We start from the raw sequence: 21088 nt of genomic DNA, 5'->3' as shown, positions 1-21088 counted from the left end.
ACAGCTGAGCCCGCTCCTGCAGAACGGTGCAGGAGACGGGCTGCAACGGCTACTTGGTAGCCCAGGCGTTGAACCGCTCCTCCAGTTCGTCACCATGATCGACCCAGAACTCGACATTCATCGACAGCGCCCCTTGAAGGTTCTGCGGCGAGGTCGGCACCCAGCTGGCAAGCGACGGGTCCAGCTTTGCCGCGGCCTGGGTGTTGGTCGGGCCGTAGGGAATCTGCTGCACATAGCGCACCTGCGCTGCCGGGTCGTTGGTGTAGGCGATCAGCCGCTTGGCCTGGTCGACATGTTTGGAGCCCTTGATGATGGCCCAGTAGTCCATGCCGTACAGGCTGCCGGGCCATACCACCGCCAACGGCGCACCGGCCTGCGCGGCGCTGGCGATGCGCCCGCTGTAGGTGGAGGTCATCACCACGTCACCCGCGGTCAGCCACTGCGCCGGCTGCGCGCCTGCCTCCCACCACTGGATGTTGGGCTTGAGCTCGCTCAGCTTGGCAAAGGCGCGGTCCACGCCCTCGGGGGTGGCCAGCACCTTGTAGACGTCCTCGACCTTGACGCCGTCGGCCAGCAGTGCGAACTCCAGGTTGTACACCGCACGCTTCCTCAGGCCGCGCTTGCCTGGGTATTTGCGCACATCCCAGAAGTCGGCCCAGGAAGTGGGCGCCTGGGCCAGTTTGTCGCGGTCATAGGCGATCGCCACGCTCCACACCAGCGCCGCCGAGCCGCACGCCTGGGCAGCGTCCGGGATCAGCTCGTCGGCATGCCCCAGCTGCTTCCAGTCGAGGGGTTCGTACATGCCTTCGTCGCACCCGCGCATCAAGTCAGGCCCTTCGATCTGCACCACATCCCAGTCCACATTGCCAGTGTCGACCATCACCTTGATGCGGGCCATTTCACCGTTGTACTCGCTCTGGATCAGCTTGCTCTTGTCCTGGGCACTGAACGGCTGGAAGAACGCCACGTCCTGGGCCTTCTGCCCGGCACCGCCATAACCCACCACGACCATCTGCGGAGCTGCCTGGGCACTGCCCAGGCCCAGGGCAAGCAGCACTGCATACAGGCCTGGTTTACGCGGGAACGCTTTCATCGATGGATCCTCCTGCGGGTACCACTCGGCCTGGCGCCGGCGTGGTCCACTTTCTTGTTTTTGTGAGGTAAGCCCCTGCACTGGGGTGACTCGACGCTAATCAAACCCAAGTAAAAAAACAAGTTGATTTTTTACTGTCGGTACACTTTCATAGAAAAATAATAACAACACCCCCGCTGGAGCCTGACCACCATGTCGACCGCCTTCGCGCACCTGTTCACCCCGTTGCAGATCCGTGGCAAGCGCCTCAAGAACCGCATCATGTCCAGCGGCCACGACACCTCGATGCCCACCGACAACCTGGTCAACGAACAGCTGATTGCCTATCACCAGGCCCGGGCCGAAGGTGGTGTGGGGCTGATCGTGCTGCAGGTGGCCGGCGTACACGACAGCGCCCGCTACACCTCCCACGTGCTGATGGCCACCGATGACGCCTGCATCGAGGGGTATCGCCGGCTGGCCGAGACCTGCCATGCCAACGGCACCGTGGTGCTGTCGCAGATCTTTCACCCGGGCCGCGAGATCATGGAGTCCAGCGACGGCTTGCTGGCGGTGGCCTACTCGGCCTCGGCGGTGCCCAACGAACGGTTCCGGGTGATGCCGCGCGAGCTTGACCAAGGCATGATCGACGAGATAGTGGCCGGCTATGCCGCGGCGGCGCGGCGCCTGCATCAGGCGGGCGTGGACGGCGTGGAGGTGGTGGCCAGCCACGGGTACCTGCCCGCCCAGTTCATCAACCCACGGGTCAACCGGCGTAGCGACGGCTACAACGGCGACCTTGAACAACGTTTGCGCTTTGTGCGCGAAGTCATCGCCGCGGTGCGTGCCAGCACCGACGAGCACTTCATCATCGGCCTGCGCATCAGCGCCGATGAACGCGACGCCGAGGGCCTGAGCGAAGATGAATCGCTCGGCGCGGTGAAGGCCCTGCAGGGGCAACTGGACTATGTACATATCGTGGCCGGCACCTCGGCGTCCCTGGGCGGCGCGGTGCATATCGTGCCGCCGATGGCCATCGAGGCCGCCTACCTGGCCCGCGAGGCGGGCACCTTCAAGGCCAGCCTGGACATTCCGCTGTTCGTTACCGGGCGCATCAACCAGCCCCAGGAGGCCGAACTGATACTTGCCCGCGGCCAGGCCGACGTGTGTGGCATGACCCGCGCGCTGATCTGCGACCCGCAGATGCCGAACAAGACCGACAGCGGCCGAGCCGAAGACGTGCGTGCCTGCATCGCCTGCAACCAGGCCTGTATCGGGCACTTCCACAAGGGCCTGCCGATTTCGTGCATCCAGCATCCGGAGACCGGGCGCGAGCGGCAGTTCGGCCAACTGCAGCCTGCCACGCTGCGCAAGAAGGTGATGGTGGTGGGCGGCGGCCCGGCCGGCATGAAGGCTGCCGCGGTAGCGGCGGCCCGTGGTCATCAGGTCACCCTGTATGAGGCGGCCGCCCAACTGGGTGGCCAGGTGCTGCTGGCGCAACTGCTGCCACGGCGCAGCGAATTCGGCGGTGCCAGCACCAACCTGCAACGCGAGATGCAGTTGGCCGGCGTGGAGGTGGTGCGCAATACCCGGGTCGACCGCGCGCTGGTCGCGCGCGAGCAGCCGGATGCCGTGATCGTCGCCACCGGTGCCGCGCCCTACTGGCCGGCTTTCGAACGCGGCGGCGAGTTGCAGGTGGTCGACGCCTGGCAGGTGCTGCGCGAGCAGGTACAGGTCGGTCGCTCGGTGATGGTGATGGACTGGCGCTGCGACTGGATCGGGCCGGGCATCGCCGAACGCCTGACCCGCGCCGGGCATCAGGTGCAACTGGCGGTCAACGGTACCCACTGCGGCGAGAGCCTGCCGTTGTATGTGCGTGACCAGATGGCCGGCGAGCTGCACAAGCTGGGCATCCCGATCACGCCCTATGCGCGGCTGTATGGCTGCGACGACAGCAGCGTCTACCTGCAGCACACCGCCAGCGGCGAGGCGATGATCTTCGAGGGCATCGACACCCTGGTGCTGTGCCACGGCCATCACCCGGTCGACACCCTGGCCGGCGAGATCCAGGACCTGGCCGCAGTACACCGCATTGGCGATTGCCTGGCGGCACGTACCGCCGAGGAAGCCATCTATGAAGGCCTTAAAGTCGCCGCGAGCCTGTGAGGCTGTTTATACTCCGGGCCTTTGCAGGGCTGATCGGATAACGCCATGAGCAACAACAGCAAGCTGCCGCCCACCGCCGAGGACGGCAGCGCCGCGCCGCACTTTCTGGGCACGCGCATTCGCGGGCTTCGCAAGCGTCGCGGCATGACCCTGACCGAGCTTGCGCAACAGAGCGAGCTGACCGCCGGCTATATCAGCCAGCTGGAACGCAACCTGTCGTACCCTTCGATACCGGCACTGTTCAATATCGCCCGCAGCCTGGGCGTGACCATCCAGTGGTTCTTCGCCAGCGAGGCGGTCACCGCCCCCGAGGACAGCGGCTACGTGGTGCGCCGGCAGAGCCGACTGAGCGTGCATTACGAAGACGGCATCGTCGACCAGTTGCTCACCCCGCAACCCAACCGCGAACTGGAGATGCTGCATTCGCGCTTTCCGCCAGGCACCTACAGCCAGCAGAGCTACAGCCATGAGGGCGAAGAAGCCGGGTACGTGCTGTCCGGCCGCTTCGAGCTGTGGGTGGGGGATCGCCATTTCGAACTCGGCGAAGGCGACAGCTTCAGCTTCTCCAGCCAGGAGCCGCACAAGTACGGCAACCCGGGTGAAGTGGATGCGGTGGTGATCTGGGTGATCACCCCGCCCACCTTCTGAGCCCTGCGCCCCAAGCCTCGGCTGACTGGGGCGCACGTTCGCTCAAGCTAGTTGTTGGGGGGTTGCCGAGGCGCCGGCTCCGCAGGGGGCGTGTCGGGCTTTTGCATCTGCAGGGAAGACTTGCTGCGATCGGTATCCTTGTCGACATGCTCGGGCTCGTTGAAGCACCCTTGCAGCATCGACAGGCTGGCGACCAGCAACGCCAACGCGGTCAGTTTCATGACGCTAACCTCCAGGCACTGCCGGCATTGGCAAGGCCCCTCAGTGGAAGATAAAGGCATTGGCTTCCTTCACCAGCTCGCGCCACTCGCGACTGCTGATGATGCCCGCCACCTCGAGTGCATCGGCGGCCATCAACGCCTTGTCGTAACGCTGCTCGGCGTCCAGTGACGCATGCTCGTGGACCAACGCCTGTCGCCAGTTCTGCAACGCCTGCCTTTTGTCCGTGTCGTTCATCGTCACCTCTCCTCTACGACTGGAACGGTGCGTACTGCATTGCCAATGGCCAGCGCCTGCGCACTGGCCAGCGGGCATTCACTCAGGGTTGGGCTGCATCACCGCCGTGTGCGCTGGCAAGTGCCCTGGCCTTGGTCAGATGCTCTTTCAGCGTGGGCAGGGTTTTCTCGGCGAACGCCTTGAGCTCGGCATCGGTGCCGTCCTTCACATAGTTCTCGAACAGCTCGATGGTGGCCTCGTGCGCCTTGACCTGGTTGTTGGCATAGGCCTGGTCGAACGACTTGGCGCTACGCAGCTCCAGAATCATCGCCTTGGCCTTGTCCATCAGCATGGCATCATCCGAGACTTCCAGCTTTTTGCTGGCAGCGATGGCCTTGAGCTTCTCGTTGGCGGCGGTATGGTCCTTGACCATCATGTCGGCAAAGGCCTTCACGTCGCTGGCGCTGCCCTTCTCCTGGGCCAGCTTGCCGGCTTCCACTTCGGCGATGCCTTTCGCCGAGGCGTCTTCCACGAAATCGTCGGCGTCCTGGGCCGCGTGTACCGCGCCTGCCAGGGTAAACGCCAGCGCAAAAGCACTGCTTCGCAACAGGGTATTCATCATGAAATCCTCGTTCTGTTTTTCGGGAACTGCGTTTGAGGTACCGCTGTTCATGTGAGCGCGTGGCGGCGTGGGTGGTTCATCTTTTTTGCCTGGCCTGTTTGCGGTCGTCGATACACGGGCAAAAAAATTGAATTAGCCCGACACCCGCCCGGTCCAGACCTATGAACGCAGTAAATCTGACGAGGTAACAGCAATGACTATCGAAGCAGAGACACTCGTACAACTGACCGACGCCCTGCGCAAACGCGGCCTGACCCGCGTCTCGGACATCACCTTCATGCGCGCGCCCTACCGGCACAATCACCGCTGGACCTGCACGGTGAAATAGCAATCATTCAGACCAATCCCGTAATTTTCACAAGCCTTTCACATTCGAAGGCTTATGGTTGACCCAGCTCCTAGTAGAAACCTTTAAGCCCGCTCCCCCCCATCGCGGGCTTTTCTTTGTCTGGGATTTGGGTTGCTGCAGGCAGGCTGATGAAAGAGCCTCGTTTTGTTCAACGCACACAAAAGCGCTCGACCTCATGATTGCCGAGGCGAGCGCTGTTGCGTCCTGAGTGTAAATGTCAGGGATCAAGTCGCTGGTGCAATTCAAATCCCCTCGAATTTGAACGGTGCGGACTCTTCGAAGCGGGCGGACACCTCGCCGGCATACACGTTTGCCTGGTTCGGCCCCAGGTCCAGCTTCTTCACCTTGCCGGTTTTCTGGCTGAGGTCCAGCTTCTTCAGGTCAACCCAGAACGTATTGGGCGTGACTGCGGACTCGAAAAAATACTGCTTGTGTTTATGGTCCGCCACGGTCCGCCAGCGCGTGGATGAGATATTGGGCTGATCTGGCGTTGTAATGCCGTACGGCACCGAGACGTTGCGAATCACACTGAACACACTGGCCAGTGACAGCCGCGCATCCTCATGCTTGGGCACGGCATTTACGTAGAAGGACGCACGCGCAAAGCGATCAGGCGAGCGGTTGGTGCCAGGCAACATCTGTGTTCCGTCAATGCCTTGCCAGTAAGCATACATTTCCAACTGCTCGTCGAACTTCGGCGAGTTCGTCATCACTTGATATTTTCTGTCGTGGTGAATGACTTGCTTGCCATCGATATATTCAACGATTGCGCTATCACCCGACGCATCGGACATTGAAAGGTGCAGCGTTGCCAGGCGGGTTTCCTTCGGAACCTTGGATGTCACCACATGAAACGGTTCGGCCTTGAGCGCCTCGACCGCTTCAGCCACGGTCTTGAAGTTATCCAATACGTACTGAGCCCATGCCGAGATACTGAGCCCTGGCTTGCCCTGTTCGAGTGCTGGATATTCTGATTCCACCAGCCACAGCAGGTTTGCAGACAACCCGGCTTCGTTGATGCCGTCGGTGGTGGAAATATCGTAGCCGGACGCAATGACACTGCCGTACTTCGACGTCCAGGTAACCGAATTGGGGCCTGCCTCACCGTGGCGCTTCATGCCCTGGGGGAACACCCACAGGTTGGTTTCCACATCCTTCGCCCAGTCCATTGAGCGTGCCGTTATGATCTGTTGGTTGTCTCCAAGAAAAACCAGCCGCGTGCAGGCGTGCACCACGGGTATCGATGAACAGAAACCGACCAGGGCCAGTGCAATTCCTTTTGCTGCGGGTGAAAGTTTCATTCCTTTGATTTCCTTGACCAAACTGATTATCAACACGCGCGAGCCCAGGCCTTCAAGCGAACGTGCAAGCACCTGGCTCGGTAATGACAAATAGTGTTTGATCGTCAATGACGACAAACATCAGCCAATAAAGCACGGACATATCAGAAATCAAGATTTGAGGGGACAAACAGCGTTCGCTTACAAGTACCGCAGCCTTGGCTTACCCCACTTGGGTCGATTCGGTGTTTTTCCATTTTGTGGTTGCACGGGGCGCGGATGCGCCGGCCGAGCTGGTCCAGGTCGGTCATACCCGTCAGATCGGCGAAGGCTTCGTCGATATAAAGGAAAGATGTCAACCCATGGAGATCAGTTTGAATGAACAGTTGGCGGGGTTTAGAGCAAGTTTCCGGCGTCCATAGACCACACGCTTTTTCACAGGAATGGTTCACGTGGTGTCCATGGTAAATACGCGAATTGTGGCGACGAACAGATAGCGGATTTTAGCAAGGGCAGCCTTTCCAAACCGGCACGACAGAGCGTGCCGGTAGTTCTCATCGCTACAGTCTTATTTTTTAATGGAAACGATTGCGGCTTTGCCATCCTTTACCCTAAAGGAAAACGATACATGGTCTCCGACCTTCAGACCTGCCAGCTGATCCTCCGTCACTGAAAAGGCCATAGTCATTGGGGGCCATTGCACCGCTGGCACAGCTCCGTGGGAGATGGTCACCGTATGCTTCGAAGTATCCATAGCCTTGATGGTTCCCTCAGCGTCAGCAACTGGAGCCTGTTTTGTTTCCTGCTCCATCTTCATGCCCTCCATACCATCCATTTTCATACCCGGCATGTCCTGCGAGTAGGCAGAAAGTGAAAACATAAACGCGGTACTGGCAGCTGCGATCAGGGTCAGTTTCATACGAATTTTCCTTGTGGTTTGATCGGTTCAACGATGAGGTGCCGGCGACGCATCAGGCGATAGGCTGCCGGAATGACAAACAGGGAAAGCAAGGGGGCCGTGACCATGCCGCCGACCATGGGCGCGGCAATGCGGCTCATCACTTCGCTACCAGTGCCACTGCCCAACAGGATCGGCAGCAAACCGGCAATAATGACCGCCACGGTCATGGCCTTGGGTCGAACGCGCTGCACAGCGCCTTCACGAATCGCTGCCACCAGCCCGCGCTCAGTGCTGTCGCCGAGGTCTTCCCGTTCGGCCCAGGCATTCTTCAGGTAGAGCAGCATGATCACACCAAACTCGGCGGACACACCGGCCAAGGCGATAAAGCCGACCCCGGTGGCGACCGATAGGTTGAATCCCAGCAGATAGAGGAACCATGCTCCGCCCGTAAGTGCGAATGGCAGCGTGGCCATGATCAGCAAAGCCTCATCGAAGCGGGCGAACGTCAGATAGAGCAGCACGAAGATGATCAGCAGCGTGGCAGGCACCACCAGCTTGAGTCGTGCGTTGGCCCTTTCGAGAAATTCAAACTGTCCTGAATAGCTCAGGCTCATTCCGGGCTGCAACTTGACCTGCTCACTGACGATTCGGTGCAGATCGGCGACCACCGAGGCAATGTCTCGACCACGCACATCGATGTATACCCAACCCGAAGGTCGTGCGTTTTCGCTCTTGAGCATCGGTGGGCCATCCGTGACCTTGACCTTCGCCACTATGCCGAGGGTGATCTGGCTCCCTAGCGGGGTATAGATCGGCAATTGCTCCAAGGTGCCGACCGAATCACGCCACTCCCGTGGGTAGCGCACGCTGATCGGAAAACGGGCGAGCCCTTCAATGGTCTCCCCGACGTTTTCACCACCGATAGCACCGGCCACGATGGACTGCACATCGGCAATATTCAGCCCGTAGCGCGCGGCGGCTTTGCGGTCGATATCCACGTCGATGTAACGGCCACCGGTCAGGCGCTCAGCCAGAGCTGAACTGACACCAGGCACACCCTTGGCAACGCGCTCTACCGCCTGAGTAGCGGCGTCGATCTCCGTCAGGTTGGTGCCGGCAACTTTCACCCCGATGGGACTCTTGATCCCAGTGGCCAGCATGTCGATACGGTTGCGAATCGGTGGTATCCAGATATTCGTCAGTCCAGGGACTCGCACCACTCGATCCAGTTCTTCCACCAGTTTTTCCTGGGTCATGCCTGCACGCCATAGCTCGTGCGGTTTGAATTGAATGGTGGTTTCGAACATCTCTAGCGGCGCGGGGTCGGTGGCAGTTTCCGCGCGTCCCGCTTTACCGAAGACATGTTCGACTTCGGGCACGGTTTTGATCAGGCGGTCGGTCTGTTGCAGCAATTGCGCTGCTTTCTGTGCCGACAAGCCCGGCAAAGCCGAAGGCATATAGAGCAGATCACCCTCGTCCAGCGGCGGAAGAAACTCACCACCCAAGCGCGACATTGGCCATAGCGCACTGACAAAAATCAGTAGCGCCAACAGCAATGTGATCTTAGGTCGACGCAAGACCATATCCAAAGCCGGCTGATAGATTCGGATCAGCCAACGGTTTAACGGGTTCTGCTGCTCATTGGGTATTCGCCCTCGAATCCAGTAGCCCATCAGCACGGGCACCAGAGTCACAGACAATCCCGCCGCTGCGGCCATGGCGTAGGTCTTGGTGAACGCCAATGGGCCAAACAGCCGTCCTTCCTGAGCCTCAAGGGTGAATACCGGAATGAACGACAAGGTGATGATCAATAGGCAGAAGAAAAGTGCCGGGCCTACCTCTGCCGCTGCTTCAGTCATCACATGCCAATGACGCTCCCCCGTTAGCTCCTCATCCGGATTGGCTGCGTGCCAGGCCTCGATTTTCTTGTGGGCGTTTTCGATCATCACTACGGCAGCATCGACCATGGCACCAATGGCGATGGCTATTCCGCCCAAGGACATGATGTTGGCGTTGATACCCTGGTAACGCATGACGATGAAGGCAATCAATACACCAACCGGTAACGAGATAATCGCCACCAGGGATGAGCGCAGGTGCCAGAGGAAGATCCCGCACACCAAGGCGACGACGATGAACTCCTCGATCAGCTTGTGACTGAGATTATCGACAGCGCGGTCGATCAGCTTGCTGCGGTCGTAGGTGGTGACGATTTCCACACCAGCCGGCAGACTGCTTTTCAGTTCATCGAGCTTGGTCTTGACCGCTGCAATGGTTTCGCGAGCATTCTTGCCGCTACGCAAAATCACCACACCACCGACGGTCTCACCTTCGCCGTCGAGTTCGGAGATGCCCCTGCGCATTTCCGGCCCTAACTGAATCGTGGCGACATCACCCAGGGTCACCGGCACACCGCCTGAACCCAACTTAAGCGGGATAGCTCGAAAGTCATTAAGTGTCTTTAAATAGCCCGACGCCCGCACGATGAACTCGGTCTCTGCCATCTCCAACACGGCACCACCGGTTTCCTGGTTAGCTTTGCCGATAGCCTCGCTCACCTCGACTTGCGTGATGCCGAGGCTGGCCAGTTTGAGCGGATCGAGCTGCACCTGGTACTGCTTTACCATGCCTCCCACGGTAGCCACTTCCGCAACGTTGGGCAAAGTCTTGAGTTCGAACTTGAGGAACCAGTCCTGAAGAGCGCGAAGCTGTGCCAGGTCGTGTCCGCCACTGCGATCTACCAGTGCATATTGATAGATCCACCCCACCCCTGTCGCATCCGGCCCCAACGCCGGCTTGGCACTGGCAGGCAATCGACTTTGTATTTGGCTCAGGTATTCCAGCACCCGCGAACGGGCCCAATACAAGTCAGTGCCGTCTTCGAACAACACGTAAACGAAGCTATCACCAAAGAAGGAGTAACCACGTACCGTCTTGGCACCCGGCACCGAGAGCATGGTGGTGGCTAACGGATTGGTGACCTGGTTCTCGACAATCTGCGGCGCCTGGCCTGCGTAAGGTGTACGGATGATTACCTGTACATCAGAGAGATCGGGCAGCGCGTCTATAGGGGTGCTCTGTACCGACCAAATGCCCCAAGCCGTAACGAACAATGTCGCCAGTAGCACTAGGATACGGTTGGCCACTGACCAACGAATCAGGGCCGCGATCATGGCTGGCTCCCCGATTTATCCAAGCGATCCACACGCAAACCATCATCGGTTTGAGTAACTCCGATACGAACCTTGTCACCCGTTTCAAGTCCCTGCATCAGTGCCGGTTTGGCAAGCGGGAAAGTCATCGTCATACCAGGCATGCCCAACGTCTTGAAAGGGCCATGGGCAAGAGTGACCTCTTTGTCGTTGATCTCAACAATCTGCCCATCCGCTTCATGTAAGCTGGAGCCTGCTGCACCTGGTGGTGACTGGTCCTCCGCCCCTATGACAACGCCCTTAAGGCTGGCCTCCGAGTCGAGCAGAAATTGGCCAGACGTAACCACCTTCTGACCTTCTTCCAAGCCCTTCAGGATCGCCGTTCTACCATCGCTTTCCTGCCCAAGTTGGATCTCCACAGGACGGTAGCGACCCGCGCCTGCGGCGAGCATCACCAGAGCACGTCGACCAGTGCGAATGACGGCCTCGCTTGGCACCCACAGGACACTCTTCTCGGTCGAGCGGTTCAGACGTACCTCCGCCGACAGACCTGGTTTCAGGTGACCGTCAGGATTGGGCAGCTCCACCCGCACACGAATTGTGCGACTGTCCGAGTTGGTCTCGGGCAAAATCGCGCTGACCTTGCCATTGAGTATTGTTCCCGGAAAGGCAGGCAGGCGCGCTTCGACGGTCTGTCCTAAGGTGAGAGTTCCGGCTTCCGATTCTGGAATGGCCACGGCCAGCCAGATACTGCTCAAGCCGTTCACACGTGCCAGAGTATCGCCAATCGCCACGGTCACGCCTGCACGAACATTCAATTCTTGCAGCACACCACCTATAGGGCTGGTGAGCGTCAAGTAAGGCTGAACCTTGCCACTACGCCCGACCTGAGTGATCAGTGCCGCTGGCATTCCCGTGAGCAGTAATCGTTGGCGGGCCGCAGCCAGTAGCTCAGCATCCCCGCTGCGTTTCAGGGCAAGGAACTCCGTCTGGGCGGCTGCCCACTCTGGCACTAGGATATCCGCCAATGCCGCGTTGGCCTTGAGCACGTCACCGGGAGCATGGGCGTAGACCCGCTCCACAAAACCACTGGTGCGAGCCTGAATCACCGCGACATCACGCTCGTTGAACGCCAGGATGCCTGTCACATTGAGGCTGGAATCCAGGACACCACGGGTGACGGTCGCAAAACGCAGCCCGAGATTTTGAGTCAAGCTCGGATCAATACTCACAGTTGCCCGATCCCCTGCACCGCTGGCGTACTGGGGAACCAACTGCATGTCCATGAAGGGGGATTTACCCGGCTTGTCGAATTTTTGTTGCGGGTACATGGGATCGTACCAATACAGGGCTTTCCGCTCGTTTGGAGAATTGAGGCTCTGCTCTGGAACGGTACTTGGCACTTCGCTCATGCGCAGATGAGCGAACCAGTACCCACCGGCTACACCCAATGCCAACGAGATGCCTATCACCAATGACCCACTCCATTTTTTTAGGCTCATTGGCTGGTCTCCCCATAAGCGAAATACAGGCGCGCACTGGTCAGCGCTCGTTGCTCCTCCACGTCGATCTGTTTGAGGCGCGCTTCGACGAGTTCACGTCGGGCGGCAACCACGGCGCTCAAATCGCCTTTGCCCGACCGATAACTCGCCATACTGAGTTCGACCTTTTCCTTGGCCAGAGGCAACAGGCTTTCCTGATTTCGACGCACCGCACGATTCAGGCGCTCATAGTCGGCCAGTTCGCTCTCCAATTGCTGAGTGTGCTCGCGTGACAGGGCTTCGCGCTCGGCCTCGAGCTGGCTGAGTTCAGCCTGCTTGGCAGCGATTTTGGGGGTTTGGCGCGAGTCAGGAAACAGAGGTAAATCCCAAGAAAATTGCACGCTGACCATATCGCCGAACTCACGGCCACGATGCTGGTAATCCACTTCCCAGCTCCAGTCCGACCGCTTCTCTGATACGGCTTCCCGAACCTTGGCCTGCGCTTCGCGGGTCATCGGTGCAAACGCAGCCAACTCGGGATGGTGTTGCAGCCTATGGGAGTAGCCTGAGGTGTCGACCGGCCATTCAGGAAAACTACCCACAGGCTTGTCGTTAGCGGCAGAACCAATCCAGCGTTTGAGAGCCGCTTGTGCTTGCGCTCTTTGGAGAGTCAGATCGTCCTGTTGTTCTGCCAGTTTGGCTGCTTCTTGTTTGGGTGTCACCGCGTCAGCAGGTTGAGCGCGGCCACCGGCAATCTGAGCCCGTACAGTATCGGCTAGCAGGAGATTTTCTTTGTAGAAGTCCTGAAACAGTGCATCTTTGCGCTCAACCGAGTAACTACTGATCCAGGCCAATGCCGTGGACTGGCGTACCTTCAGACGTTCGACTCGACGCTCCGCAGAGGCGCGATCAATAGCTGCATCGGCGACCTCAATCCGCGCTTTGCGCTTGTCGCTGTTGGGCATCTCCTGTCTGACCCCGACCATTTGCATGGTCATGAAGTCTTGGTCGATGCTCCAGCGATCCGGGCCCCCAAAGGGGTAGTTCTGCACGCCCATCAGCAGCTTGGGATCAGGTAATTCACCGGCTGGAATAGCTGCACTGCTGGCAGCTTGAATTTTGGCATCTTGTGCGGTCAGCGACGGCGCATTGTTTTCGGCCAGACGCAGAGCTTCATCGAGCGTCAATGGCGCAGCGAAGCTCGGCAATGCCAGCACGCTTGCCGCCAAGCCGGCCATAAGAGACCAGCCTGTGCAATTGCACTTGGAGTTCATGTTTACGATTCCTGTGATCATCCACTGCACGCGAAAAAATGGAACGCGCGCAGCTAGTCCATCCCGCTAATGCGGAATGAGGCTCAATGTTGGAAAGGAATCAAACGCGTGGCGGTCGCCATACCCCGGACGGGGTCTGTACAGGCAGAGAATCGCTGATGAGGGAAAGCACTACGGGGCTGAACACGGTCACAGGAGGCTTGAAGATTGAGACTTGCAACATACCGCCCGACTTGCACTCCTGGCCCGGCTTGCAAGGTTTGCCGTGTTCGACAGGGCTTTTCATGTCGTTGCAACAATCCAGGCCCATGTCGTCCATCATAGCCATACCCATGGTCTTCATCGGGCAAGGTTCTGTCGGTGCCTGAACCCCCGCCATCCCACTGAGGGGAAGCGCCAGGCTGATCAAGAAGATGAGACAAAACCGCAGGTAGCGTTTCATGGTCTGGAGTGTATTCGCTGAAAATGGCTCTTACAATTGGGCACTGATCATCAAAAAAATCTCGTCAACCTCCAAAGCAGGCAATCAAGCCTTTTAAAAATTAAGCCAGTATTACGCGAAAAAAATTAACAATTTGGCCGAGACAGGCATTGCGAGGCAGTTCCGTAAGGGCTCTCTTGGAATCACGCCCCCCTATTGTCTGGGGTAGATGCCTGGAACAAGAGTTTTCGCTTCAGGCAGGGCCTCCCTATTCAAGGCTCGCTCGATAGTCCGCGTTGAGTATTTTCACTCAGGCACCTATGTGTATGCCTGTGCCTGCAGCTTGACCCCACCGCACACGTCAAGCCCGCTGGCGATATCCGGTAATGAGCAGCACTACACCAGGCACCAGAAAGCCGACCGCGGTGTAGCCAAAAGCAGCTTGCCCAGAGGCGCCGACTGCGGCGAACGCAGCGCCGATTGCAATCAATGGCGCCGCAGCGTAGTAGAACGGTTTGGCTTTATTGGCCATATCTAACCTCCTGTTTGACATACTTTTTATAACACATCAGTCCGCCGAAAGGCGCGGGCCTGGAGAGCTGTTGCCGTGGCAAACGAAGAACTGGCCGGGCCGCTGTGGCGGCGCGCAAGGACGACGGCAGTAACGGCCCGCAGACAAGCATGCGGGCAAAAAGGAAGAAACCCTGGGATGAGCACGCTGGGGAGCATCAGGCCGTGGTACCGGGTTTGCGCAAAATGGCATCGAAATCAGCCACTCCCACCAGTCCTTTTGTGTTCCAGCCGGGTAAAGGCGGGATGTAGATCAGGCAGGCAGGTGTTACAATCAGGCACTTCAAGCTCGCGCCCAAGGCGCTGGGCATCCGTGAACGTCGGCAGTACGACACGCGCCACACCTACGCAACCATGTGCCTAATGGCTGGGATGAACCCCGCGTTCATCGCGAACCAACTCGGCCACAGCGTCGAGATGTTGCTCTCTACCTACGCAAAATGGATCAGCTCCTCCTCGGATTGGAAGGAGCTGGAGAAGCTGCCGTCCCGTATCTGACGGGCCCAAAATCGGCCCCAAAAGGTCGGCGGCACCTAAACACACCTCTGGACACCCCGCAGGATAAGCACTTGATTTCTACCGCTAACATCACTATGCAGTTTGGCGCCAAGCCCTTGTTCGAGAACGTCTCGGTCAAGTTCAACAATGGCAACCGCTACGGCCTGATCGGCGCCAACGGCTGTGGCAAGTCGACCTTCATGAAAATCCTCGGCGGCGACCTGGAGCCGTCGGCCGGCCAGGTGATGCTCGAGCCGAACGTGCGCCTGGGCAAGCTGCGCCAGGACCAGTTCGCCTACGAAGAATTCACCGTGATCGATACCGTGATCATGGGCCACGAGGAACTGTGGCGGGTCAAGGCCGAGCGCGATCGCATCTACTCGCTGCCGGAAATGACCGAAGACGACGGCATGGCCGTCGCCGAGCTGGAAACCGAATTCGCCGAGATGGACGGCTACACCGCCGAATCCCGCGCCGGTGAACTGCTGCTGGGCCTGGGTATTCCCCTCGAACAGCATTTCGGCCCCATGACCGAAGTCGCCCCAGGCTGGAAACTGCGTGTGCTGCTGGCCCAGGCACTGTTCTCCGACCCTGAAGTGCTGCTGCTCGACGAGCCGACCAACCACCTGGACATCAACACCATCCGCTGGCTGGAAAGCATCCTCACGGCGCGTAACAGCACCATGATCATCATTTCCCACGACCGTCACTTCCTCAACAGCGTGTGCACCCACATGGCTGACCTGGACTACGGCGAGCTGCGTCTGTTCCCGGGCAACTACGACGAGTACATGACCGCCGCCACCCAGTCGCGCGAGCAACTGCTGTCGGACAACGCCAAGAAGAAGGCCCAGATCGCCGAGCTGCAGACCTTCGTCAGCCGCTTCTCGGCCAACGCCTCCAAGGCCAAGCAGGCCACCTCGCGCGCCAAGCAGATCGACAAGATCCAGCTGGCCGAGGTCAAGCCATCGAGCCGCGTCAGCCCGTTCATCCGCTTCGAGCAGACCAAGAAACTGCACCGCCAGGCCGTGACCATCGAGAAGATGTCCAAGGGCTTCGACGGCAAGACCCTGTTCAAGAACTTCAGCTTCACCGTCGAAGCCGGCGAGCGCGTGGCGATCATCGGCCCCAACGGTATCGGCAAGACCACCCTGCTGCGCACCCTGGTCGGCGAGCTGACCCCGGATGCCGGCGAGGTGAAATGGACCGAAAGCGCCGAAGTGGGCTACTACGCCCAGGACCACGCCCACGATTTCGAAGAGGACCTGAGCCTGTTCGACTGGATGGGCCAGTGGACGCAGGGCGAGCAGATCATCCGCGGCACCCTGGGGCGCATGCTGTTCTCCAACGACGAGATCCTCAAGTCGGTGAAGGTGATCTCCGGTGGCGAGCAAGGCCGCATGCTGTTCGGCAAGCTGATTCTGCAAAAGCCCAACGTACTGGTGATGGACGAACCGACCAACCACCTGGACATGGAATCGATCGAGGCGCTCAACCTGGCGCTGGAAAACTACCCGGGCACGCTGCTGTTCGTCAGCCACGACCGCGAGTTCGTGTCCTCGCTGGCCACCCGCATCATCGAGCTGAGCCCCAGCGGCGTGATCGACTTCAGCGGTACCTATGACGACTACCTGCGCAGCCAGGGTGTGTTGATCTAAACGTCGTACACAAGCTTCGCCGGCAAGGCCGGCTCCTGCAGGGTGCGTGGTTTTCGCGACCCGGGTGGGGGCCGGCCTTGCTGGCCACAGCTTGTTCGTTAGCCTGCTTTCTTTTCCTGCCCGCTCCCGCCATCATGGTCGCCTCCAACCGCTTGCCTGCGAACGAGCCCCATGTCTGCCCCGCCCCCTTCTGCTGCACTCAGTAACGAGTCGGTTACCCGACAGATACTGTCGATCGTCTTCTACACCTTCATCGCCTTCCTCTGCATCGGCCTGCCGATCGCGGTGCTGCCCAGCCACGTGCATGACACCCTGGGGTTCAGCGCGGTCATCGCCGGCATCACCATCGGCCTGCAATACCTGTCCACCCTGCTCAGCCGCCCCATGGCCGGACGCCTGGCCGACAGCCTGGGGACCAAGCGCGCGATCATCTACGGGCTGCTGGGCATCGCGCTGAGCGGCGTGCTGACCTGGGCATCGGCACTGGCCGTGCACCTGCCAGTGATGAGCCTGGCAGTGCTGCTGGCTGCACGGGTGGCCCTGGGCATCGCGCAGGGCCTGATTGGCGTGGGCACCCTGAGCTGGGGCATCGGCCAGGTGGGCGCCGAACACACCGCGCGGGTGATTTCCTGGAACGGTATCGCCTCCTATGGCGCCATCGCCATCGGAGCACCGCTGGGGGTGATCGTGGCCAGCGAACTGAACTTCGCCACCCTGGGCCTGAGCCTGACCGCGCTGGCAGCAGCGGCGCTACTGGTGATACGCAACAAGCCCTCGGTGCCGGTGGTGCGTGGCGTGCGCCTGCCGTTCTGGGCCGCCTTCGCACGGGTGGCACCGTGCGGCGTGGGCCTTACCCTGGCCTCCATCGGCTATGGCACGCTGACCACCTTCGTCACGCTCTTCTATATAGAACGCGGCTGGAGCGGCGCCGCCCTGTGCCTGAGCGCCTTCGGCGTGTGCTTCATCCTGTCGCGGCTGCTGTTCGTGAACGCGGTCAACCAGTGGGGCGGCTACCGCGTGGCAATTGCCTGCATGGGCGTCGAGGCACTGGGGCTGGCATTGTTGTGGCTGGCGCCGTCACCGCTGCTGGCGTTGGTCGGCGCGGGGCTGAGCGGCTTGGGCCTGTCACTGGTGTACCCGGCACTGGGGGTCGAGGCGATCAAGCAGGTGCCCAGTTCCAGCCGCGGCGCCGGGCTGGGGGCCTACGCGGTGTTCTTCGACCTGGCCCTGGCGATTGCCGGCCCGGTGATGGGCGCCATCGCTGCGCACCTGGGCTACGCCTCGATCTTCTGTGTGGCCGCGCTGCTGTCACTGGCCGGCGTGGGCCTGACCCTGGTGCTGTTGCGCCGCGCCACGGCTCAGTGATCGACCGCACTCAGGCCGACACGCTCGGCGCCCCCCAGGGTGCGGGTGAAGAAGCGCGTGGCTTCGGCCTGTAACGACAGGTGTATGCCGGCGCGGTCCACCCCTTCGGCATCGGTGCACAGCGTGGCCATGTGCTGCAGTTGGGATGCGTCGCACGGGGCCATGAACACGAAGTGCCCGGCACCCGCCAGCAGGCGGTAGTTGGGGGTGATCGGCAGTTTGCGCGCCAGCGCCTGGGCATTCTTGTCGATGGCCAGCAACTGGTCGCGGTCGCCGCTGTAGATCAGCGCGGGCACCTTCACATCGGCCAGCGCGTGGCGTCCGAACATCAGGCTCAACGGCGCCATCAGCAGCAATGAGCGCACCCGTGGGTCGGCGTGGGGCAACAGGTCGTCACGGTCTGCCACCAGCACCCCGTGGGCCTTGCAGGCATCGGCGTCCAGCGGGTTCTGCTGGCAGTAGCGGCGCAGGCGTTGCAGGTCTGGTCGGGCACCGGACAGGATCAACGCCGTCTCGCCACCGGCCGAGTAACCGATCATGCCCACCTGCCCGTCGCTGACGTAAGGTGCAAGCAACGGATCGGCAAGGGTCGCGGTCAAGGCGGCACTGATCTGCAGGGGCCGGCCATAGAGGTTGCTCAGGGTGCCAAGCCGGCTGTGGTCACGAGCGTTGTCTCCCGGGTGCACCACCGCCACCACCACGAAGCCCCGGCGTGCCAGTGCGCTGGCCAGGTCATGCAGCGCCAGTGGCGTGCCGGTATTGCCATGGGACAGCATCAGCAGCGGGAAGCGGTCCATTACCACCGCGCCTTCTTCGGCCACGTGGACCCGATAGCCGTCGACCTGATGCCACCGGGCGGCGTCGCTGGATGGGTAGAACGCCAGCGCCTGCATCGGCTGGCCGTCCACCGGGTCGGTCACGGCCATGCGATGCAGGCCGACACTCCAGTGCTGCGCGGGCTCGGCCTGCACCAGCAGGCAGCAGCCCCACAGCACCAGCATCAAAAATGTTCGAACCCACCGCATCGTTGCTCACCCTGCCCGGCCCGCACCTGTGACCGGTACTGACAAGCATAGAGCGGGCCAGGCCGGGCTGGATGAAAGGTGCATGAAAAAGCCGACTTGCAGGGTGACCGCAAGTCGGCTTTTCGACAGGGGCTCAGGCAGCCGCGAACAGCTCGCTGTCGATCTGCGCCTGGGCGGCCTGCATGGCATTGCTGCGGTGCTCGTCGCCGTAGGCCAGGCCATGGGCGCGCACGAACTCGACGTCGGTGATGCCGATAAAGCCCAGGAACACCTTGAGGAATTCCTCGTGGGCCACACCGGTCGGCTGGCCGACGTGCAGGCCGCCGGAGGTCGACACCACGATCACCTTCTTGTTGCCGCACAGGCCTTCAGGCCCGGCTTCGGTGTAGCGGAAGGTCTGGCCGGCGACGGCAATGCGGTCGATCCAGGCCTTGAGCTGGGTCGGCACGGTGAAGTTGTACATGGGCGCCGCGATCACCACCGCATCGGCCGCCAGAAACTCCTGCAGGGTTTCACTGCTGAGCCTGGCTTCATGTTGCTGCGCCGCATCGCGCAGTTCGTCAGGCGTGCCGGCGGCAACCAGGGTCGCGGCCGAGAAATGGCTGATGGCATCGGCGGCCAGGTCCCGGTAGACCACCTGCGCCGAAGGTTCTGCCGCTTGCCAGGCGGCGACCACGCGCTGGCTGAGCTGGCGAGAAGCGGAGTTGTCGCCGAGGATGCTGGAATCGATGTGCAACAGTTTCATGGGGCTCTCCTGAATGAGGATCGGCTGGCGATCACGATGGGGAGGATGCTACCGGGATAGCCAATAGCTGATAAGATCGCAAATTCGCACTTCTTCGTCCCACTGGCAGGACAATGCCCATGACCGGCATGCAAGACCTCAACGATCTGTTCTATTTCGCCCGCGTGGTGGAGGCCGGCGGCTTCGCGGCGGCCGGGCGTCTGCTCGGTGTGCCCAAATCCAGGCTGTCGCGGCGCATTGCCGAACTGGAGGAGCGCCTGGGCACGCGTCTGCTGCAGCGCACCACCCGGCAACTCAAGCTCACCGCCGTGGGCGAGCGCTACCTGCGCCATTGCCAGGCCATGCTGCTGGAGGCCGAGATGGCCGACGAGGCGGTGGCCAGCATGACCAGCGAACCGCGCGGGCGCTTGCGGGTGTCGTGCCCGGTGGGCCTGGCCCATGAGTTCCTGCCCGGCGTGATCAGCGCATTTTTGCAGCAGTACCCGCAGGTACAGCTGGACATGGTGCTGCTCAACCGCCGGGTCGACCTGATCACCGAAGGCATCGACGTGGCCCTGCGTGTGCGCGACCTGGGCGACGAAGACCCGGCACTGGTCACCCGCCGCCTGCGCCAGGCGCAGATGCTGCTGGTGGCCGCACCTGAGTTTGCCGCCCGGCACCCTGTCAGCTCCCCTGCCGACCTGGCCAGGGTGCCGGTACTGGGCGCGGTCGAGGCCGACCGCCTGGTGCACCTGCGCCTGCTCGACGAGCAGGGCCACAAGCAGGACCTGACCCTGGAAGCGCGCCTGGCCATCGACGACTTCGTGGTGCGCAAGGCCGCCACCCTGGCGGGCCTGGGCTTCACCACGCTGCCTATCATGCACTGCGAGGCCGAACTGCAGCGCGGCGAACTGGTACGCCTGCTGCCGGGCTGGTCACTGCCGGGCGGTTACCTGCAGGCGGTGTACCCGCACCGGCGCGGCGTGCTGCCGGCGGTCAGGGCGTGGATCGATCACCTGGTAGCCTCGTTCGAGGAATGCGGAGAGCGTTATGTCTGAGCGAAAAATGACCGAGGCACAGGTGGCGGCATTCTGCCTGGGCCTGCCCGGTGTGCAGGAAGATTACAAATGGGGTGGCGTGCGCGTGTTCTCGGTGGCCGGCAACAAGATGTTCGCGGTGATGGACCTGGCGGGTGCAGGCTTGTCGTTCAAGGTCGACACCGAGCTGTTCCTGGGCTACGTGGACCGCCCCGGGGTGCGACCGGCGCCGTACCTGGCGCGGGCACACTGGATCAGTGTGGCGCAGCCTTATGCGATGGGGCGTGGGGAACTGGAAGAGTTGCTGCGCCGCTCGCACCAACTGGTGGTGCGGCGATTGCCCAAGCGCGTACAGGTCGGGTTGCTGCTCTGAGGCCGATGGCTTTCGCCGGCAAGGCCGGCCCCTGAAG

At 61.0% G+C, this 21088-nt stretch carries 21 protein-coding genes and 1 pseudogene; 8 read left to right on the top strand and 14 right to left on the bottom strand.

Annotated features, from left to right (window positions below):
• Positions 1–49: 49 nt before the first annotated feature.
• Positions 50–1093, bottom strand: coding sequence for an ABC transporter substrate-binding protein (locus V9K84_RS08045; protein WP_088514944.1), 1044 nt, complete (start codon positions 1091–1093; stop codon positions 50–52).
• 192 nt (positions 1094–1285) lie between these two features.
• Here V9K84_RS08045 and V9K84_RS08040 point away from each other — a divergent pair, with 192 nt between their 5' ends.
• Together V9K84_RS08040 and V9K84_RS08035 are read left to right on the top strand one after the other, a co-directional pair.
• Positions 1286–3238, top strand: coding sequence for an FAD-dependent oxidoreductase (locus tag V9K84_RS08040; RefSeq protein WP_088514945.1), 1953 nt, complete (start codon positions 1286–1288; stop codon positions 3236–3238).
• 45 nt (positions 3239–3283) lie between these two features.
• A complete protein-coding gene (locus tag V9K84_RS08035) occupies positions 3284–3886 on the top strand; it encodes a cupin domain-containing protein (RefSeq protein WP_043861479.1) in 603 nt (200 codons plus the stop codon).
• A gap of 47 nt (positions 3887–3933) precedes the next feature.
• Here V9K84_RS08035 and V9K84_RS08030 read toward each other — a convergent pair whose 3' ends face one another.
• The 3 genes from V9K84_RS08030 to V9K84_RS08020 form a co-directional block, all read right to left on the bottom strand.
• Positions 3934–4107: a hypothetical protein gene (locus tag V9K84_RS08030; RefSeq protein WP_167400191.1), complete on the bottom strand. Its 174-nt coding sequence runs from the start codon at positions 4105–4107 to the stop codon at positions 3934–3936.
• 40 nt (positions 4108–4147) lie between these two features.
• Positions 4148–4342 carry a hypothetical protein gene (locus tag V9K84_RS08025; protein ID WP_054914550.1) on the bottom strand — a complete coding sequence of 65 codons (195 nt, stop codon included), beginning with the start codon at positions 4340–4342 and terminating at the stop codon, positions 4148–4150.
• 82 nt (positions 4343–4424) lie between these two features.
• Entirely contained in the window at positions 4425–4940 is a 516-nt protein-coding gene (locus tag V9K84_RS08020) for a DUF4142 domain-containing protein (protein ID WP_043861503.1), read from the bottom strand.
• A gap of 196 nt (positions 4941–5136) precedes the next feature.
• On the opposite strand from V9K84_RS08020, the gene V9K84_RS08015 reads away from it, so the two are divergent.
• On the top strand, positions 5137–5271 hold the full coding sequence (locus V9K84_RS08015; RefSeq protein ID WP_255001044.1) for a hypothetical protein: 135 nt from the start codon (positions 5137–5139) through the stop codon (positions 5269–5271).
• A gap of 263 nt (positions 5272–5534) precedes the next feature.
• Here V9K84_RS08015 and V9K84_RS08010 read toward each other — a convergent pair whose 3' ends face one another.
• The 8 genes from V9K84_RS08010 to V9K84_RS07975 form a co-directional block, all read right to left on the bottom strand.
• Positions 5535–6593 (bottom strand): linear amide C-N hydrolase, encoded by a 1059-nt coding sequence (locus V9K84_RS08010; protein ID WP_043861477.1) that lies wholly within the window; start codon positions 6591–6593, stop codon positions 5535–5537.
• 143 nt (positions 6594–6736) lie between these two features.
• Entirely contained in the window at positions 6737–7024 is a 288-nt protein-coding gene (locus tag V9K84_RS08005) for a hypothetical protein (RefSeq protein ID WP_143516645.1), read from the bottom strand.
• Between the two features lie 116 nt (positions 7025–7140).
• Positions 7141–7491, bottom strand: coding sequence for a copper-binding protein (locus tag V9K84_RS08000; RefSeq protein WP_078480399.1), 351 nt, complete (start codon positions 7489–7491; stop codon positions 7141–7143).
• Positions 7488–10646, bottom strand: a complete 3159-nt coding sequence (locus V9K84_RS07995) for an efflux RND transporter permease subunit (protein ID WP_088514946.1) — start codon at positions 10644–10646, stop codon at positions 7488–7490. Before V9K84_RS07995 ends, V9K84_RS08000 begins: the two co-directional genes overlap by 4 nt.
• Positions 10643–12127 (bottom strand): efflux RND transporter periplasmic adaptor subunit, encoded by a 1485-nt coding sequence (locus V9K84_RS07990; RefSeq protein ID WP_088514947.1) that lies wholly within the window; start codon positions 12125–12127, stop codon positions 10643–10645. The genes V9K84_RS07995 and V9K84_RS07990 overlap by 4 nt, the downstream gene beginning before the upstream one ends.
• A complete protein-coding gene (locus tag V9K84_RS07985) occupies positions 12124–13380 on the bottom strand; it encodes a TolC family protein (RefSeq protein WP_088514948.1) in 1257 nt (418 codons plus the stop codon). The genes V9K84_RS07990 and V9K84_RS07985 overlap by 4 nt, the downstream gene beginning before the upstream one ends.
• 100 nt (positions 13381–13480) lie before the next feature.
• On the bottom strand, positions 13481–13822 hold the full coding sequence (locus V9K84_RS07980) for a hypothetical protein (protein ID WP_088514949.1): 342 nt from the start codon (positions 13820–13822) through the stop codon (positions 13481–13483).
• A gap of 340 nt (positions 13823–14162) precedes the next feature.
• Entirely contained in the window at positions 14163–14333 is a 171-nt protein-coding gene (locus V9K84_RS07975) for a hypothetical protein (RefSeq protein WP_167400192.1), read from the bottom strand.
• Between the two features lie 224 nt (positions 14334–14557).
• On the opposite strand from V9K84_RS07975, the pseudogene V9K84_RS07970 reads away from it, so the two are divergent.
• The 3 genes and pseudogenes from V9K84_RS07970 (at position 14558) to V9K84_RS07960 (ending at position 17892) form a co-directional block, all read left to right on the top strand.
• Positions 14558–14869: pseudogene (locus V9K84_RS07970) on the top strand (integrase).
• Between the two features lie 71 nt (positions 14870–14940).
• Positions 14941–16527, top strand: a complete 1587-nt coding sequence (locus tag V9K84_RS07965) for an ABC-F family ATPase (RefSeq protein ID WP_043861471.1) — start codon at positions 14941–14943, stop codon at positions 16525–16527.
• Positions 16528–16698: 171 nt separating this feature from the next.
• Positions 16699–17892, top strand: coding sequence for an MFS transporter (locus V9K84_RS07960; protein WP_088514950.1), 1194 nt, complete (start codon positions 16699–16701; stop codon positions 17890–17892).
• On the opposite strand, the gene V9K84_RS07955 is transcribed toward V9K84_RS07960, so the two are convergent.
• The gene (locus V9K84_RS07955; protein WP_256582839.1) at positions 17886–18893 is read right to left on the bottom strand and encodes a dienelactone hydrolase; all 1008 of its coding nucleotides are present in this window, start codon (positions 18891–18893) and stop codon (positions 17886–17888) included. The genes V9K84_RS07960 and V9K84_RS07955 overlap by 7 nt on opposite strands.
• Before the next feature lie 157 nt (positions 18894–19050).
• Positions 19051–19662, bottom strand: coding sequence for an FMN-dependent NADH-azoreductase (locus V9K84_RS07950; protein ID WP_054914558.1), 612 nt, complete (start codon positions 19660–19662; stop codon positions 19051–19053).
• Between the two features lie 128 nt (positions 19663–19790).
• Between V9K84_RS07950 and V9K84_RS07945 the strand changes: the two genes are divergently transcribed.
• Positions 19791–20699, top strand: a complete 909-nt coding sequence (locus tag V9K84_RS07945; protein WP_043861502.1) for a LysR substrate-binding domain-containing protein — start codon at positions 19791–19793, stop codon at positions 20697–20699.
• Positions 20692–21051: an MmcQ/YjbR family DNA-binding protein gene (locus tag V9K84_RS07940; RefSeq protein ID WP_043861467.1), complete on the top strand. Its 360-nt coding sequence runs from the start codon at positions 20692–20694 to the stop codon at positions 21049–21051. Before V9K84_RS07945 ends, V9K84_RS07940 begins: the two co-directional genes overlap by 8 nt.
• The last annotated feature ends 37 nt before the right edge of the window (positions 21052–21088 follow it).

The sequence above is a fragment of the Pseudomonas sp. AE27 genome, assembly GCF_037113495.1.
In the GTDB taxonomy this organism is placed as follows: domain Bacteria; phylum Pseudomonadota; class Gammaproteobacteria; order Pseudomonadales; family Pseudomonadaceae; genus Aquipseudomonas; species Aquipseudomonas palmensis.
Note: the sequence above shows the minus strand (reverse complement) of the source record. Positions and strands in the feature narration are given on the sequence as shown.